Annotated in this window: 14 protein-coding genes; 11 read left to right on the top strand and 3 right to left on the bottom strand. The window is 52.7% G+C overall.

Annotated features, from left to right (window positions below; translation table 11 throughout):
• Positions 1-110: 110 nt before the first annotated feature.
• The gene (locus ACTHRH_RS22485; protein ID WP_379289631.1) at positions 111-1,475 is read right to left on the bottom strand and encodes a Fe-Mn family superoxide dismutase; all 1,365 of its coding nucleotides are present in this window, start codon (positions 1,473-1,475) and stop codon (positions 111-113) included.
• 232 nt (positions 1,476-1,707) lie between these two features.
• Here ACTHRH_RS22485 and ACTHRH_RS22480 point away from each other — a divergent pair, with 232 nt between their 5' ends.
• Positions 1,708-2,454, top strand: coding sequence for an IclR family transcriptional regulator (locus tag ACTHRH_RS22480; protein WP_379289633.1), 747 nt, complete (start codon positions 1,708-1,710; stop codon positions 2,452-2,454).
• Between the two features lie 119 nt (positions 2,455-2,573).
• Here the strand turns inward: ACTHRH_RS22480 and acnA are convergent, their stop codons facing one another.
• A complete protein-coding gene (gene acnA, locus ACTHRH_RS22475; RefSeq protein WP_440417717.1) occupies positions 2,574-5,291 on the bottom strand; it encodes an aconitate hydratase AcnA in 2,718 nt (905 codons plus the stop codon).
• A 391-nt stretch (positions 5,292-5,682) separates the two neighbouring features.
• Here acnA and ACTHRH_RS22470 point away from each other — a divergent pair, with 391 nt between their 5' ends.
• From ACTHRH_RS22470 to ACTHRH_RS22435, 8 genes are all read left to right on the top strand, one after another.
• Positions 5,683-6,738, top strand: a complete 1,056-nt coding sequence (locus ACTHRH_RS22470) for an amidase domain-containing protein (protein ID WP_313960572.1) — start codon at positions 5,683-5,685, stop codon at positions 6,736-6,738.
• A gap of 56 nt (positions 6,739-6,794) precedes the next feature.
• Positions 6,795-7,943 (top strand): D-alanine--D-alanine ligase, encoded by a 1,149-nt coding sequence (locus tag ACTHRH_RS22465; RefSeq protein WP_379289636.1) that lies wholly within the window; start codon positions 6,795-6,797, stop codon positions 7,941-7,943.
• Positions 7,944-8,077: 134 nt separating this feature from the next.
• A complete protein-coding gene (locus ACTHRH_RS22460) occupies positions 8,078-8,398 on the top strand; it encodes a hypothetical protein (protein ID WP_144934509.1) in 321 nt (106 codons plus the stop codon).
• Positions 8,399-8,463: 65 nt separating this feature from the next.
• Positions 8,464-8,742, top strand: a complete 279-nt coding sequence (locus ACTHRH_RS22455; protein ID WP_379289638.1) for a hypothetical protein — start codon at positions 8,464-8,466, stop codon at positions 8,740-8,742.
• 124 nt (positions 8,743-8,866) lie between these two features.
• Entirely contained in the window at positions 8,867-10,138 is a 1,272-nt protein-coding gene (locus ACTHRH_RS22450) for a methyl-accepting chemotaxis protein (protein ID WP_379289640.1), read from the top strand.
• Between the two features lie 260 nt (positions 10,139-10,398).
• Complete coding sequence (locus tag ACTHRH_RS22445; RefSeq protein WP_440417714.1) at positions 10,399-11,223, top strand: sulfite exporter TauE/SafE family protein; 825 nt, start codon at positions 10,399-10,401, stop codon at positions 11,221-11,223.
• Between the two features lie 101 nt (positions 11,224-11,324).
• Entirely contained in the window at positions 11,325-12,185 is an 861-nt protein-coding gene (locus ACTHRH_RS22440) for an inositol monophosphatase family protein (RefSeq protein ID WP_144934515.1), read from the top strand.
• 409 nt (positions 12,186-12,594) lie between these two features.
• Positions 12,595-13,425 carry an alpha/beta hydrolase family protein gene (locus ACTHRH_RS22435; RefSeq protein ID WP_144934517.1) on the top strand — a complete coding sequence of 277 codons (831 nt, stop codon included), beginning with the start codon at positions 12,595-12,597 and terminating at the stop codon, positions 13,423-13,425.
• A gap of 91 nt (positions 13,426-13,516) precedes the next feature.
• Here the strand turns inward: ACTHRH_RS22435 and ACTHRH_RS22430 are convergent, their stop codons facing one another.
• Positions 13,517-14,554 (bottom strand): DUF3895 domain-containing protein, encoded by a 1,038-nt coding sequence (locus ACTHRH_RS22430; protein WP_379286232.1) that lies wholly within the window; start codon positions 14,552-14,554, stop codon positions 13,517-13,519.
• A 255-nt stretch (positions 14,555-14,809) separates the two neighbouring features.
• Between ACTHRH_RS22430 and ACTHRH_RS22425 the strand changes: the two genes are divergently transcribed.
• Both ACTHRH_RS22425 and ACTHRH_RS22420 read left to right on the top strand, forming a co-directional pair.
• A complete protein-coding gene (locus ACTHRH_RS22425) occupies positions 14,810-16,759 on the top strand; it encodes an electron transport protein (protein WP_440417712.1) in 1,950 nt (649 codons plus the stop codon).
• A 94-nt stretch (positions 16,760-16,853) separates the two neighbouring features.
• On the top strand, positions 16,854-17,990 hold the full coding sequence (locus ACTHRH_RS22420) for a zinc-dependent alcohol dehydrogenase (RefSeq protein WP_379286228.1): 1,137 nt from the start codon (positions 16,854-16,856) through the stop codon (positions 17,988-17,990).
• Positions 17,991-18,006: the final 16 nt, after the last annotated feature.

Raw genomic sequence — 18,006 nt, 5'->3', positions numbered from 1 at the left:
GACTCGCACAATGACTGGCATGATGAGCTGCACGATGGCCTGCACGATAGAGAGCTCCAGTTGCCTGTTCACCAGATTTCATAGGAGCTATTGCAGTAGAGAGCTAAAACTCAGTAAGGCTGCCAACGCAGCTTGCGGGCTTGCTCAAATCTTTCGTTCACATGGTTCCAGTTGACCACGTTCCACCAGGCATCTATATATTTGGCCCTCTCGTTCTTATATTTCAAATAATAGGAATGCTCCCAGACATCGAGCACGAGAAGAGGGACGACATCCCACTGGGACAGGTTCTGATGCTTCTCCGCCTGGAGAATTTCGAGACGATGGCTGCGCGGACTCCAGACAAGGATGGCCCAGCCTCCTCCCTCTACCTTATTGGCGGCTTCCGAAAAATGCTTCTTGAACGAGGCAAAGCTGCCGAAGTCTTTGTTAATTTGCTGGGCAATCGGTCCGGTCGCCTTGCCTCCTCCTTTCGGAGACATGATGTTCCAGAAGATGGTATGCAAATAATGGCCGGCCCCGTTAAATGCCGCTTCTCTTTCCCAATGCTTGATAAGGGCAAAGTCTCCTGTTTGCCGTGCTCTGGCCATATTTTTCTCCGCCAGATTCAATCCGTCTACATAGCTTTTGTGATGCTTGTCGTGATGAATTCTCATCGTCTCGGCGTCAATGTGGGGCTCCAGTGCATCGTAGCTATAAGGAAGTGGAGGTAGCACATGCCCACCGATCGGGACGGGCTTCAGATCCGGAATCATCTGCGACCAGCTTCCTTCGCCGGCGGCGGTTAGCGGCTCGCCGCTCTCCCGGTGCAGGTGGACCTTCGCAACTTCTTCTCCGCCGGAGGCCTGGGAACGCGGTGCCGAATCGGTCCCGGTCCGTTCCGGCGGATTCGTGCCGGCCGCTTCCGATTTCCGGTAGGCGCCGGCTTCCTGGCCCTTGAAATTGGGTGAAGAGCCGGGGCTCGCTGCCGGGGAGCCTGCTTGCGGATGATAACCGAAGCCGGTCCAGACCGCCCCGGCTCCATAGCTGCCGTGCCATGGGGGCTCTTGCCCGCGATCATACATAAAGGCATCCAGCACGCCGAGGAAATATTCCGACTCGCGGATAATATGGCGCACGACGACCTGGGCCGTCGGATTCCCGGCAATGGCCTGGCTGTGGTGCAGCATATGCATAAGCTGCCGGACGAAGAGACGGGATTGACGGACCGACTCCTGCACCAGAGCTTGAACTTGCGAGTGGGCATAAGGGGAGATGCTTCCAGGGGAGCGTATCAGCGCCTCTATCCATTGAGTGGCCGTCATTTCCGTTCTTTCGAATACAGGCTCCCATTCCTCAAGCAGCTTCACATATTGCGGCTCCAAATTGCCGACCAGAGCACGGATAACTTCCGTATGCTCCTTCTCCTGCATTTTCCAGAACCGGATTTCTTCCAATAATCTCAATGGCATAAGCGGTCCGTAGACTCTAAGCATGGATCATTCCCCCTTGCATAAAATATGGCCGATTCCGACATAAACACTATTGTCAATGTATTCGATCGTCTAATTATGTATGCCTGAAAATTCAGTGGACAGGGCCGTTGGATCCGGGGAGGACAAACAAATTTTGGTGCCTGCAGATAAACGATTCTTTACGCTCGGCGATGCATCGGGTATACTAGGTGTAATCGAGTTTCATAAGGTGAAACTTTGAGAGGGTGTGCACATGGTAGATGATAATAAACTGACGGTGCGTGCCGTTGAGCGCGCTCTAGATATTTTGTTATGCTTTACGGACGCTTCGGATTTAAGCTTGACCGAAATATCAGGCAGGGTAGGGCTTCATAAGAGCACCGTTCACCGGCTGATCGCTTCGCTGGAGAGCAAGGGCTTCCTGGTCAGGCATGCAGAAACGGATAAATTCCGGCTTGGCTTGCGGATTTGGGAGCTGGCTGCCGGCATGTCGCAGACGGATGACCCTGCGGTGCTGCTGCTGCCAGAGATGGAGAGGCTGCGCGATATCGTGGGAGAGACGGTCAGTTTGTATGTCCGTGACGGCTTGGAGCGGATTCGCATTCAAGCGGTTCAGAGCAACCAGGCCATCCGTCGGGTTGCCCGGGTTGGCGTAAGGCTGCCGCTGTATGTCGGCGCCTCCAGTAAAATTCTGGTGGCCTTCGCCGATCCGGAGACTCTGGAGGAGCTGAAGAAGTCGGAGGATTGGCCCAACGGCCCGGAACGCGAACGGTTTCTGGAACAAATCCGGGAGGCGAGAAGGCTGGGATATGCCACCAGCATTGAGGAGAGGGAGGAAGGGGCGGCGGCCATTGCCGCTCCGATCTTCAACCGCTCCCATAAGCTCGTCGCGGCTCTGGCGGTGTCCGGCCCGGCTAACCGGCTGACGATGGAGCAGATGAAGCAGGATGCTCCCATCATCGTCGAAGCGGCCAACCGGATGGGCAAGATGATTCGGTAATCGCTGGAGAACAAATACTGGAGAACAAATAACCGAATAACACAGCAATCCCCCCTGTGCGCATCGCACAGGGGGGATTGTCTTAACCGGGCGGGCTGTCAGCGGACAGCCTGCCGCTTTTATTTGCTTTCTCTCATCATTTGACGAAGAACGGTTTGCAGAATACCGCCGTTCCGGTAGTAGTCTACGTCAACCATGCTGTCGAGGCGGACGATCGCTTCGAATTCGAAGCTGGAGCCGTCTTCGCGGGTTGCCTTCACCTTGATCTTCTGTCCAGGCTGTACGTTGTCGTCCAGTCCGAGGATATCGAAGGTTTCGGTTCCGGTCAGACCGAGCGATTTCCAGCTCATGCCTTCAGGGAATTGAAGCGGCAGGACGCCCATGCCGACCAGGTTGCTGCGGTGAATCCGTTCGAAGCTTTCCGCGATAACGGCTTTAACTCCGAGCAGGAAGGTTCCTTTGGCCGCCCAGTCACGGGAGCTTCCGGTTCCATATTCCTTACCGGCCAGTACGATCAGCGGAGTGTTCTGATCCTGATACTTCATGGAAGCGTCATAGATGGACATCACTTCGCCGGTCGGCATATAAGTGGTTACGCCGCCTTCCGTGCCGGGTGCCACTTGGTTGCGGATGCGGATGTTGGCGAACGTTCCGCGCATCATCACTTCATGATTACCGCGGCGGGAACCATAGGAGTTGAAGTCCTTTCTCTCCACTCCATGCTCCTGCAGATATTGTCCCGCAGGGCTGGTCGGCGAAATGTTCCCGGCCGGAGAGATATGGTCCGTAGTTACCGAGTCGCCGAGCTGGGCCAATACTTTGGCTCCCTGGATGCTTTCGATCGAACCCGCCTCAGGGCTCAGGTTTACGAAGAACGGAGGCTCTTGGATATAGGTAGATTTCTCATCCCATTGATACAGTTCGCCTTCGGCAACATCCAGCTCGTTCCAGCGCTGGTTGGCGCGGTATACATCTTTATATTTCTCTTGGAACATAGCCGGGCTCAGAGACAACTGGATCGCTTCCTGAATTTCCTGGTTGGAAGGCCAAATGTCCTTCAAGTAAACCGGCTCGTTGTTATTGTCATAGCCGATCGGATCTGTAGTCAGGTCGATATCGACGGTACCGGCCAGAGCGTAGGCGACAACGAGCGGAGGAGATGCCAGATAGTTCGCTTTCACCTGGGCATGAATCCGTCCTTCGAAGTTCCGGTTACCGCTCAGTACGGCCGCAACGGTCAGGTCGTTGTCGGCAATCGCTTTGGAAACTTCATCCGGAAGCGGTCCGCTGTTACCGATACAAGTGGCGCAGCCATATCCCGCAACGTGGAAGCCCAGCTTCTCCAGCGGCTCGATCAATCCGGCCTTGGTCAGATATTCCGTAACGACCAGCGAGCCCGGAGTCAAGCTGCTCTTCACGTAGCCCGGCTTCGTTAATCCGCGCTCTACCGCTTTCTTCGCTACGAGACCCGCTCCAACCATAACGCTCGGATTGGAGGTGTTCGTACAGCTGGTGATCGCCGCAATAACGACTGCACCGTTCTTCATGGTAGAGGTTTCGCCGTTCGGATGGGAGACTTTAACCTCTTCCTTCAGCTTCTCTTCGCTCAGCCCGTATCCGCCCTTCTCCACAGGGGTGCGGACGATGGTGTTGAACGATTCCTTCATCTCTGTCAGCTCTACGCGGTCTTGAGGACGCTTCGGTCCGGCCAAGCTGGGAACGACCGTGGAGAGATCCAGTTCAATGACGTCCGTATATTGCGGGTCCGGAGAATCACTTGTACGGAACAGTCCTTGCGCCTTGTAGTAGGCTTCAACGAGAGAAATTTGCTCTTCACTGCGGCCGGTCAGTCTCAAGTATTTCAACGTTTCTTCATCGACAGGGAAGAATCCGATGGTCGCCCCGTATTCAGGCGCCATGTTGGCGATCGTAGCACGGTCAGACAGGCTCAAGCTGTCCAATCCCGGTCCGAAGTACTCTACGAATTTGCCGACTACGCCTTTCTTCCGCAGAATTTGGGTAACCGTCAGAGCCAGGTCGGTTGCGGTTGCTCCCTCTGCCAGACTTCCGGTCAGCTTGAATCCGATAACTTCAGGTGTAACGAAGTATAGAGGCTGTCCGAGCATACCCGCCTCGGCCTCGATTCCTCCAACTCCCCAACCAACGACACCAAGACCGTTGATCATCGTCGTGTGAGAGTCCGTTCCGACGAGGGAATCCGGGTAAACTTCAAGCTCTCCGTCTACAGATTTCGTAGCCGCTACAGAAGCCAGATATTCCAGGTTCACTTGGTGAACGATTCCGGTATCCGGAGGAACGGCACGGAAGTTATCGAAGGCTGTCTGCGCCCAGCGGAGGAACCGGTAGCGTTCTTCGTTTCTTTCAAACTCAATCTTCTCATTATAAGCAAGAGCTTCGGAATTTCCGAAGGAGTCGACCATTACGGAGTGGTCGATAACCAAGTCCACAGGAACCAGCGGGTTAATCTTCTTCGGATCTCCGCCGGACCGTTGAACCGTGGCACGCATAGCTGCCAGGTCTACGACAACGGGTACCCCTGTAAAGTCCTGAAGCACGATCCGCGCGGGGATGAACGGGATTTCCTTGTTAGGATCGGAGTTGTCTGCCCAACCGGCAATTTGTTTAACATGTTCGTTGGTAATGGCTCTTCCGTCAAATTGGCGAACCGCCGCTTCCAGCAATACCTTGATGGAATAAGGAAGCTTCGTGATGGAGCCGAACCCTTGTTCCTCCAGCTTGCTTAGGCTGTAGTACACGTACTCTTGGTTGTTGACCGATAGAGACGTCTTGACAGAAAAATGGTCTTTTCTTGGCATGGAGTATCCCTCCTATGAAGTAATAAAAGAAAAATCAGTAATCGTTTCATCTGGTGAAATCCGATTTCACGATTGAGCTTCATCTATAGTATACCTTTTCCCGGAGACACAGTAAACCCTTTTTTCAAATATCAGCAAGTATAAGGATGACCCGCAAATAACCGTAAATTCAACGACTACACCTTGTAATATTCCGCGAGCCGACGCTTGAACTGAGCAATTTCTTTTAACATTCTTTCCAAACTGAAGGAATTAAACATTTTCCAAATTTTTATCTCATATAGTGAACCAATTGAAGGATTGTATAGGAAACGTCCGGAGCTTGTCAACCGGACCGGGACATCCCGTATAATGGAATGTTTAAACGCAGGTTGAAGCAGGGGGAATGAGGATGAGCTGGAAATCCGTCATTTATGAATATGTGGACAGACGCAACCGGATGGAGCTCGACTATTCGGTGAAGCCGGTGCTGCCTTATTTGTGGGATGAGGAATACTTGGATAAGCTGTCCAAACATATGCGCAGGCTGGCTGCCGTTCATAGGGAAAGAGGGCTTGCTCCTGTGCAGAGCGAAACCAGAGTGAAGCTGATCTATTCACAAGAAATAGAAGGGATAGTCACGGCCGATGTGGAATTGCGGCGAAGCTTTGAATATGATGTGTTAAACCGGAGGCAGAAGGAAGAACGAATTGAACGCGAACGTTTATCCCTTCGTCAGAGAGGAAGTCATTGGATCATCAGCCGGGTCGAGAGACCGCCTTCCTCTGAGCATGAGCCGGGCTCGGGAAGAGTCGAATATGCCGTCAACCCTTACATGGGGGATTGGGAAGCGGTCAGCCAGCCGGAGGATAGTGCGTACGCCCTTATAGCGGGGATGAAAACCTGCTCCATGCCGTATTTGAACAGGGAAATTTTCCCTGCGCAAAGAATGTCTCATCGAGTGGCACCTTATGATCGGGCGCAAGCGGTACGCTATGCGGATATGTGGTGGGACTCCTATAACCCCGAGTATCTGGCCTTCGACGTTAACTGCACGAATTACGTATCCCAGTGCCTCTTTGCAGGCGGTGCTCCAATGAACTATACTGGAAAAAGAGAATCCGGTTGGTGGTACCGGGGAAAAAGCGGCAAGCAGGAAAACTGGAGCTTCAGCTGGGCGGTATCCAACAGTTTGCAGCAGCATCTGCACAGCAGCAAGGCAGGATTGCGGGGGATAAGAGTCGCTTCCCCGAAGCAGCTTCAATTAGGAGACGTCATATGCTACGATTGGGACGGTAACGGACGATTCCAGCATACGACGATCGTTACCGCATTCTCGGCAGACGGCTCGCCTTTAGTCAATGCCCAAACGGTGAACAGCAAGCATCGTTACTGGGATTACCGGGACTCCTATGCTTGGACCGACCGGACCGATTACCGCCTGTATCATATCCCGGATTGGTTGTAATCGAAATATACATCTTTGGACCAGACATCTTTGACTATACTTAACCGGAGGTACACATGGACAAAAAAATACGGGTAGGGCTAGTTTACGGCGGCAGGTCCGGGGAGCATGACGTTTCTCTGCAGACCGCGCTGGCCGTTATCCAGGCCTTCGATCATTCGAAATACGAAGTTTATCCATTCTATATCACCAAGCAAGGGGAATGGCGCACCGGCAAAGCGTTGAACGGTCCGGTCGGCAATCTTCAGGCTCTCATTTCTCCCGAACAGCCGGATGCTTCAAGCCCGGACAAGAACGATCCATCGGGTATTGCCCTTATGCCATTGTTCGCCTCCGGAGGAGCGGCGGAGACTGCGGTCACCGAAGCTGCGGAGCACCCCGGGACGCTGGATGTCATATTCCCTCTGCTGCATGGAACCTACGGGGAAGACGGTACCCTGCAGGGGATGCTGGAAATGGCCAACATCCCTTATGTCGGAGCGGGAGTATTGGCTTCGGCGGTCGGCATGGATAAGGTCACGATGAAGAAGCTGTTTGCGCAAGAGGGGCTTCCTCAATGTATATACCGCCATTTTACCAAGGCTCAGTGGGCTAAGGATCAGGCTTTCTTCCTTATGGAAATTGAAGTGGCCGTAGGCTATCCTTGCTTCGTCAAGCCGGCCAATCTCGGTTCCAGCGTCGGAGTATCGAAGGCGTCGGACCGGGAGGAGCTGCTGGAAGCGGTCCAACTGGCTTTCAAATATGACCGCAAAGTTATTGTCGAAGAGTATGTGTCCGCCCGCGAAATCGAGGTGGGTGTACTCGGCAATGAGGAGCCGGAAGTATCCGTAGCAGGTGAAATTGTATCATCGAATGATTTCTATGATTACAAGGCAAAGTATATAGACGGCAAATCGGCCATGATTATTCCCGCGGAGCTTCCCGAGGAGAAGGCTCAGCAGATCCGGGAGCTGGCTCTTCGCGCTTTTCAGGCGATTGACGGATCGGGGCTTGCCAGGGTGGATTTCTTCCTGGACAAAGCGAGCGGGCAAGTCTACATTAATGAAATAAATACGATGCCCGGATTTACTCCGTTCAGCATGTATCCCCTGTTGTGGAAGGCGTCCGGCAAGACCTATCCTCAGCTGCTGGATGATCTGATCCGCCTCGCTTTCCAAAGACATGAGGACAAGAACAGCATTCAATACACTTTTGACGAAAATTAGATTAGCAGCTTCGCCCTGAAATTGTCTGAAAATAAAGTGATTTGCACTCATTTATTATTTTTTTATAACGACTATCATGCATCCATGAGGCCATGGATAATTTCTGGAGACTAAGAGCAGAAAGGGGAATACTTATGGGATTTCAAACGGAATTCAACTCAGTCTGCAAGTTTAAATCAGAGCAGGAAATGTACGAGCTTCTGGAATATGGCATGACGAAAATGGTCAAGAACGGGTTCCGGGTATACCCGACCGGCCAGAAGGTGATAGCCTATACTCCGGAAAATCAGGCGATTGCCATCGTGCAAATCTTCGCATCCGTCGCCGAAATCAACTTCCAGGGCGAGGAAGTTACTTCCGTAGAGATGAAGCTGGTTCGCAAGCTGACGGAAGAAGAGGCCAGAGTACAGACGGCGCTTGCTCACGAAATGTATTTTGGTGAGCAGGAATCTTGACCGGACGAGTTATATAGAAGGAGCCGTGTTTTTTTAATTTGACGGTTGCCTGGAAAACAGTCTGCATGGACAAGCTTGTCCACGCAGGCTGTTTTGCTTTTGTTATTTTGGAAAGGAAGTGGCGGGTTGCCGACATTCAGGCGGATGAGCGGCCGTTCTGCGGAGAAACGATTTTAGCGACGACCGGTAAGCATTACACAACTGTTAACGCCCGTAGTTGCGAAGGCTTCAGGACAGGCTGGAACAGACCCGGAGGGTTCCACGGAGATTCGTATTCCGGGGCCGGCAGACCGCTGGGAAAACGTGAAATTAGCCGGGTGGACGCCTTTGACAGCCGGTCTTAGCTATGTCTCTTTGTGAAAAATGACGGAAACTTAGGTATAACTATTCATTTTAGGTCGTCCGATGCCGATAAAATAGGAAAATAGTTGTATTTTTATTTTATCAGTCGGGAGTGTGGTCGCAGAGATGAGATTCGGAATCGTGAAGAAGATGGTGCTGGGTATTACACTCGTATCCCTAACCACGTATGGAACCAGTGCCCTGTTTATTTTTGTCCTGAAGGATATCATTGCCGGCGGGATGTCCGATTGGCTATATATTTCGATTATCTTGGGTCTTGGAGTATTCTGGACGGGCTTCCTGGGCTGGATTGCGGCCAATTGGCTGATCAAGCCGCTTCTGAAGCTTACGGAAGCGGTCAATGAGGCGGCTACCGGGAATTTGCAGGTCACTATGCCGGTTCATCATTCCAGAGATGAGCTGAGCGCGCTTAGCCAATCCTTTAATAAAATGGTTATGAATTTGAAGCAGATGATTGCCGAGGTTTCCAATAACGTTCAATTTACAAATCAAAATGCGGCTGCCCTTAGCGGAGCTATTACGCAGGCGGCCCATCAAGTTGAAACCATCGCCAGCACGATCGATGATATAGCGCAAGGGGTAGAGAAGCAGGAGAAGTCTACGCTCAGCACCTTCAATTCGGTAGAGCGGATAACCCAGGCGGCGGAGGATGTCAGCGAGAAAGCCCGCTCCGCATCGAATTTGGCCAAGGATATGGTCGGTGCCATTGAGGAGAGCGGGGAGGTCGTGCATACGCTGGTTAACGGGCTGTTCGACCTCGCCAAGGCTAATCAGCAAACCATCGAGCTGGTACGTGAGTTGGATCGGAATGCGATAGAGATCGGGAATATATCGCAAGTTGTAGGAGATATTTCAGACCAGACCCATTTGCTCGCATTGAATGCTTCTATTGAATCGGCCAGGGCGGGTGAGCACGGGGCAGGGTTCGCCGTAGTTGCCGGAGAAATCCGCAAGCTGGCGGAGCAGAGCTCGGCGGCCGTCAGCAGCATTAACGACCTGATCCAGCAAATTCAGAAGCATGTAGCCAACGTGGTCACGAATATTACGAATCAGGTCCAAATGGTGGAATATGAAAGTTCCAAAGGGGAACGGGTTAAGGAGGCGCTGAACCGGATCACTACGGCAACCCATGAAACTTCCGTATCGGTAGACCGCATTGCCGAAGTGGTGACGGATCAAGTGCGCCAGATAGAGAATACACTTGAAGAAACACGGGAAATTGCTAAGATCGTCAAGGTGATCTCCGAAGGCGCTAAGCAGGTTGCGCTATCCACTCAAGAGCAAACGGCGGTGATGCAGGAAATTGCTTCATCTTCGGAAGTCCTTAAGGAGCATGCCGACTCCCTGAACGATAAGGTCAAAGTATTCCATCTATAAGTGAATGCCGATTAGACGTTTAATAGGTAAGCCTTCTTTGTTGCGTAAAAATCCGCTGTTCTTGCTGCCTTGCAGAAGTGCAGCGTTTTTTTTCCATTGGACATTATTGGATAGTATCTTTCGCGGAAATTAGAGCGCTCACATAGATCGTTATCTCCTCCCGAATTAGTCGTTCCCCTTACTTTGCCGCATAAGGACAGTTGTGGTAAGATGGTTGCTGAACTTAAGGTAAACCCGAACAGAAAGAAGGCGGAAACTTGTTGGCGTTTCTTCTAATGCTTGTGATCGGGATGGTTTCTGCCACCTTCGGAAGTATTGTAGGATTAGGCGGCGGAATTATCATCGTTCCCTCTCTTATAAGTATAGCCCCGATGCTGCTGGGACAAGAAATTTCGGCGCAAGTCGCTGTAGGCACTTCTCTTGCCGTGCTTATTCTGACGGCCTTGACCTCGACATTGACTTATGCCAAACGAAGAAGAATAGATTTTCGCAGCGGCTGGCTTTATTTCGCATCCAGCGGTCCCGCGGCCATGCTGGGCGCAGCCTTGACGGGAAGCCTTGACCAGAATGTTTTTCAACTGGCCTTTGGCGGATTTATGCTGTTCATGGCGCTTCTGCTGATTGCAAGAGATCATTTGAAGCCTTTTGATTTCCGATGGAAGGTTCGCAGGGAATTTACCGACGCTGCGGGCCAAACCTATGTATACGGATATTCCGTTGTTCCGGCCCTGATCACCGGCTTCGTCGTTGGATTGACTTCCGGCCTGTTCGGTATCGGAGGCGGTTCTTTATTCGTTCCTATTATGGTACTGCTTTTTGGTTATCCGCCTCATATAGCCGCAGCCACTTCGATGTTTGTCATTCTGCTGAGTGCCGTACTGGGCAGTGTAACTCATGTGATATTCGGGGAGGTAGATTGGGTCAGTTTTGCCGCTCTTGCTCCCGGAGCTTTAATCGGCGGCTGGCTGGGTGCCATAGTGGCTTCCCGATTAAGCGGCAACCGGTTGCTTTGGCTGCTGAGAATGACCTTGATTGTATTGGCCGCCCGGATGATTTGGATGGGGGCTAGCGGAATTTGGCTCTAATCCGGATAGCTGGATGAAATGTCGTAGAAATGATACTGTATTATGGAATATACTAAAATATATACACAGAATCAGGATTAATATAGAAAGAGTTGATAAAGTTGAATACTCAGGACAGGGAAGTGTACACGGTAGGCAGTAAGAGCTTTACCGCGGTCGCTGTCAATACGGCCGCCAAGGCGGGAGAATGGATCAAGAGCAAGCTCGGCTCTCATACCAAGCTCGCTATGAAGACTTCCTCGCACGATTTGGTTACCGAAGTGGACAAGGGCAGCGAAGCGCTTATTCGCAATTTAATTATGACTCACTTTCCGCATCATTCGTTCCTGGGAGAGGAAGGGGTCGAGCCTGGAGCGGAGGCATCCGCCGAAGCATTGGAAGCTCACCGGGATACCGAATATTTATGGATTGTCGATCCGATAGACGGTACAACGAATTTTATCCACGGCTTCCCGTTCTTCTCGGTATCTATAGCGCTGGCTTACAAGGGAGAGCCTATTGTAGGGGTGGTCTATGATCCGTCCCGGGACGAGCTGTTCGTTGCGGAGAAGGGCAAAGGCGCTTATCTGAGAGGCCAAAGGATAGAAGTTTCCGGGGAAACACGGCTGTCCGACAGCTTGATCGGGACAGGCTTCCCGGCAGATCGCAGCGCCCTGCCCGTTAATTTGACAGGCTTGCAGGCTATCACTCCGCAGGTAAGAAATGTGCGGACGGCCGGATCGGCAGCCCTTCATCTGGCGTATGTGGCCGCCGGAAGACTGTCGGGCTTCTGGGAAATCGGTTTGAACGCCTGGGACATGGCTGCGGGAGCCCTGCTGGTGCAGGAGGCCGGAGGGAAAATAACGGATACGTATGGCACGCCTTATAGTTTATCCGTTCGCAACGTTCTCGCGAGTAACGGTAAAATTCATGACGAATTCAGAGAAACCCTGAAGCAGGCAGATGCTTTGGGATACAGCTAGGAGGAGGGGCGTCTAGCCCCCTCTTGCTTTCTCAGCCGAGAGAGACGGAATAGCGAAACTGGAATCAGCCCGAACCAGCTAACCGTCCATCCCCCCCATAGACAGTGCGTTTACGCTGACATAATACATCCGGAGATTCTCCGAAAAGTAGATAAGTCGGGTAGAGTCCTTTATTTGCATGAATAATCGTACAGATGGACAGACAAGCCCTGTAGAAGGGTCGCCTCTGTATGAAATATCGTACAAACTTCTCCGAGTTATTTTTCGGCTCCCCGATGTTTGCTATTGATTTTCTTGCACAGGGGTGCTATCTTTTTTATATATATTAAACCAAGCAAGCGCATCGGAATAATTTATGATAAAGGATCGGATTCAGGGGGACTTTAGCAAAATTAGGGGAGGACGAAGGATGGAACGTCATTTTACGATGAATTGGAACCATGAACAACTGGCTGCTACGATCCATTATCCGGAGATGGACAATGCCGAGAAGGGGGCGGATCACTGCCGCTGGCCGCTGGTCATTATTTGCCATGGCTTCATCGGCAACCGGATCGGGACGGACCGGCTGTTCGTCAAGACAGCACGCCGGCTTAGCCGTCAGGGCTTCATGGTCATCCGCTTTGATTATGTCGGGTGCGGGGAGAGCAGCGGTGAATATGGGGCACAGGGCCTGAATCATCTGGTCGAGCAAACCCGCAGAGCAATCGATTACGGATTGGAGATCGATTGCATTGATCCCGAGAGGGTGATTCTGCTCGGTCACAGCTTGGGCGGGGCGGTCGCCGTTCTGACCGCTGCCAAGGACAAACGGGTGAAGTCCCTCGTGCTCTGGGCCGCCGTGGCAAATCCGTTAAGCGATATTGTACGTATCGTGGGAGATTCGGTCTATGAACAGGCGGTTAAATCCGGGCAGGCTGATTACAGCGGATACCGCCTGACGGCGGGCTTCTTCGAATCCATGACCGGCCAGCATCCGTTTCAGGAAGCCGGCAAGTTCAATGGCGATGTTCTGGTCGTTCACGGCTCGGCCGATGAGGACGTGCCGGTAGACTATTGCTTCCTGTATCAGAAAATGTTCTGGCTGCGGTCGCTCGGCCAATGCGACAAGGAAGTTATACTGCAGGCGAACCATACCTTCTCTTCCTCGGAGCATACTGCCCAGCTGCTTAAGATAACGACGGATTGGCTGCATTCTATTAATAAACGGCGTGAAGAATGGAACGACTGGATGATTTAGAAGGGTAGGGACTGCCGGAGGATGTACCGGATTAACGAGGACAGAGAATGCCGGCCGCCCGGCCTTGAAGCCGGGTGCGGCGGCACAATATTCATAAAGAGTCGCCTTCCGGGTCCGTTAATTCGTATAAACGGTCCTCGTGATCCCGGGAGACAAGCCGGCAAATCCCCTCCTCGGCCATTATGCGGTCGATGTACATAGAGACCAAAGGATAGATATGCGGCTTTTCCGTAATATATCGGCTGTCATCCGCATGATGATGCTGAATTAATAGTTCGGACAGGACGCGTGCGGAGCGGATTCCCTGCAATAGGTAGTGGCGAACCGCCGCTTGAAGAGAGGAGCTCAGTCCGGGCACCGGATAAGTGTGGTCCGCCGGCCGATCAGGGACGGTCTGAGGCTGCTCCATATCGAACAAATCGAAGGAAAGCTGTGGATCGTCATCATCCGTATTCAAGCTTAGGGTGGGTTGGCTTGCAGCATGGAGCGCGTCCATTGCCGGCAAAGCATGTCCGGCCGGTTCGAAGGTCGAGGGCGGCCGGCTGTCGCGAAATTTCCTGAGGCTTTCCTGCAGCCTGGCCACCTGCCTGTCCAGAAGCGGCAGCCCAAGCTCGAGATGGCCGGCGATATCCTTCGGAACTTCGAAGCCGTCTGGAAGAGGCAGAGTAAAATAATCGGAGAGCTGCCAGCCGTCACGATATTTCACCAGTATTTCGAACTGTTCCTGATCAAGGACATCGAAGCCTTTTATAATTTGACTGACTATTTTGGCATCGATTAATGTATGCTCCTCCAAGTGCTTGATGCCCAGCTTGAGCACCCTGCCGTCCTTCTTATTTTCCACATGATGCTGGTACCTAAGGGAAGCGCCGCATTCGCATTTTAAATCCGTGCTGCGCACCCCGGCATCTATATATCCTACGTAAATCCAGTCCTCCAGAAGATGCTCTATTTCCTCGTAAGTGGCTGTTTCCGGTATGCGGGCTCCTTTTCTGGCCGCCATATGCCGGGCGAACACCGTTCTTCGGCTGCGTTTTAACGTATCCGCCAAAAATACTCTCTGCTCCTCGGACAATTGATTCAGAATCGAATCCCGTTCCTCCATCGTTAACGAATAAACTGCATTCATAGATTCCTCCCCCTCTAAACCAGTATAGCCTTCAGAAGGGGATGCTTGTCCAGTGTTTCTCCATGCGTCTGAAGAATGAAGCGTGAAAATGACCACCATAGCTGGGGGGACATCCCCGACCGCAAAGCCATTTCTTCTCCGCTGCAGCCGTTAATTCTCCCGTTTGCCATCAACCGGATGATTATGAGCCCCCCGGGAAAACCTATACTACGGATGGCATTAACCCAGTAAGAGAGTGACAATGAGGAGTCTTATATGAAAAGGAAACGATGGTTGGTTGTAGGACTGCCTGTTCTACTATTAAGTGCGGCATATGTCGTTCTGTTCTGGTGGGAACCCGAATATGCCTACGTTCCTCCGGCAAGCCAAGTCATGAATCCCCCATCGGATGCCCGGATGAAGGGGGAGGGAGGACAGGAATATGATTTATGGGGCCAGACCATAACGAAACGGGAAGGCGGTACGATGCTGGCAGATACTGCCATGCTCTCCTCCGGGAACGGGGCCATTGCGATTGATGAGGCCTTGCTGAAGCTCGGGAGGAAAGCCATGTACAAGGAAACCTTCGGCAATGAAGTTTTTCTGACGGACATTGTTGGCATTGTGGACGGACCGCTGACGATCAGAAATATGGCCAAGGCCATTATGCAGCTTAAGGGACAGGGAACATCAAATTTAAGGGTGGAATTGGCGGAGGATGTGGCCATCGGAGACAAGGTTTATAAGAAGGGCGAGATGATCGATACGGGAATCGATGTGCCCAAGGGAGCTTACGCCCCATTGGGCATGCCGGTGAAATTTTCGCAAGGCCGGTTGAAGGTAGGGATCAGCTGCATGGCTTGCCACGCTACCGTCGACCGGGAGACGAAGCACGTCATCGAAGGAGCACCGAACTCCGATCTCAATGCAGGTCTTGTTCTGGCCTTGGCTACTAACACCAGCGCCTATTTCACACATACCGACGTCGAGAACGTCGCCAAATTTATCAAGGATTTGAACCGGACCGTTCCGACATCGGACGATCATACGGCGGTTCTGCCCGACCCTGCGGCGCTGGAGAAGGCGGTGGACGAAAATTTGGCCAAATGGCCGCCGGGCAATTTCGATTCAACAATCGATATGGCCAGCAACCCTTCCCAGATTCCGGATTCCTTCACCAAGGGCGGCCATCCCTACGGGTGGAGCGGGTTTGCTGCGGCAGGCCCTTTCCACGGGCTGAGTGCGTTCAGCAATAATGTTCATGCTCAGAACTCGGATTCCCTGGCACAGGTGGAAGCGAGCCCGGAATTGTTCGGTCTGGACAAGGAGGTTTATCTGGGAATTCTTCTGCAGAATTCGGCCAATCCCCGATATCGCTACGATCCCCGAAGCGGCTTGAAGCCTTCGGAGTTTTTGGCCAAGGTGGACCCGACTCCGGGGGTGCCTGGGGTCAACGAAATGATCAAACCCCCTTCCTTCCCCAATTTGACCCTGATGGCCCCGGATGGATTATTCATCAGCTCGCGCGGCTTTAAGGTAGGGGAACAGGTTAACGGGATGGCGGCATTCCAGAATACATTAGTTCCCCCTGAGCGCCGGGAGAAGACGAAAGCCGATGTATTGGAATTGGGAAGGACCGTTTTCCAACGGGCGCAGTGCATTTCCTGTCATTCCGGAGAAGCCTTCACCAACAACCGCGTGATTTCGTCTGCGGTCATCGGTACGGAGCCTTCCCGGGCCAAGGCGCTTAAGAAAACGGAGAGATTGTTCGGACCGACCACGATGTTTGCCCCGGATACCCCGGTTCCGGTTCCGCGCGGGGCGAAGGTGCTTGAAGTTCCCACGGGCCATCTCGATCCGGAGCAAATGAAGCTGGCCTTTGCCTGGGGGGATTCCCCGGGAGGATATAAGGTCAAGGGGCTGATCGGGCTTCGCTGGACGGCCCCGTATCTGCATGACGGAGGGGTAGCAGTTGGCCCGGACCTTGCGCAGGTGGGGATTCCCGGCACCTTCATGCAGGGGGTGGAACCGGATCCGGCCAATAGCTTACGCGCGCTGATCGATAAGAAGCTGAGGCAGCAAGTCATCGCGGCCAACGAGCAGTCGCAGACGCTGAAGGAGGTGCATGTGGCTGGTATCGGGCATGAGCATTGGGTGGATTCAACCACCGGATTTACTAAAGAGCAGCAGGACGCCTTGATTGAATACCTACTCTCGTTAAAATAACCGGTCCGGTGAAAAACCGGGCCCGCAAATTTGGGGCTGAATGATTGCAGGCTGTTTTGTACACCCAAGATTACAGGAAAAGAGGGATTTCCCGTTGAAAGCAGTCACCTATCAAGGAATTAAGGACGTTCAGGTCAAGGAAGTGCAGGAGCCCCGGATCGAGAAGAGTGATGATGTAATCGTACGAATAACCAGTTCGGCGATTTGCGGCTCCGATCTGCATCTGATTCACGGAATGATACCGAATCTGCCCGCCGATTATATTATCGGGCATGAACCGATGGGAGTTGTCGAGGAAGTCGGGCCAGACGTAACGAAGGTGAAGAAGGGGGATCGCGTCATCATTCCCTTCACCGTTGCTTGCGGGCAATGCTTCTATTGCACCAACAACCTGGAAAGCCAGTGCGATAATTCCAATCCGCATGGGGAGGCGGGAGGCTTCTTCGGCTACTCGGAAACATACGGCGGCTATGCCGGCGGACAAGCGGAGCTGCTGCGGGTTCCGTTCGCCAACTTTACGGCCTTCAAGGTTCCGGAAGATTGTGAGCTGGAGGACGAGAAGCTGCTGTTTCTATCGGATATTCTCCCTACGGCATATTGGGGAGTGGACGATTCCGGAGTCAAGCAGGGGGATACGGTTATTGTGCTGGGGTGCGGCCCGGTCGGGCTGCTGGCGCAGAAGATCGCCTGGCTCAAAGGGGCGGAGAGAGTCATAGCGGTCGATTATATCGGCTACCGGCTGGAGCATGCGAAGCGTACGAACCGGGTGGAAATCGTCAATTTCGAAGAGGAAGACAACATTGGCAGCCATCTGAAGGAAATGACCGGCGGCGGGGCGGATGTCGTCATTGATTGTGTCGGGATGGACGGCAAGATGACGTTCCTCGAAATCGTTGAATCGGCCTTGAAGCTTCAGGGCGGGGCTATGGGGGCCATCCAGATTGCCAGCCAGGCGGTCCGTAAAGGCGGGACCATCCAACTGGTCGGAGTTTACGGCATGCGTTATAATGCTTTTCCGCTAGGCGATCTGTTCAGTCGAAATGTTACGTTGAAAATGGGGCAGGCGCCGGTCATTCACTATATGCCGGAGCTGTACCGGTTAATTACAGAAGGTCGGCTGGACCCGACGGATATTATTACCCATCGGCTGCCCCTGCTGGAAGCCAAGCAAGGATATGAAATATTCGATACCAAATCGGATAACTGCATCAAGGTAATCTTAAAGCCGTAGTCATATAAAAGGGACC

Source organism: Paenibacillus sp. SAFN-117, assembly GCF_051966115.1.
Taxonomy (GTDB): domain Bacteria; phylum Bacillota; class Bacilli; order Paenibacillales; family NBRC-103111; genus Paenibacillus_L; species Paenibacillus_L residui.
This window is presented reverse-complemented; position numbering and strand designations above follow the sequence as displayed.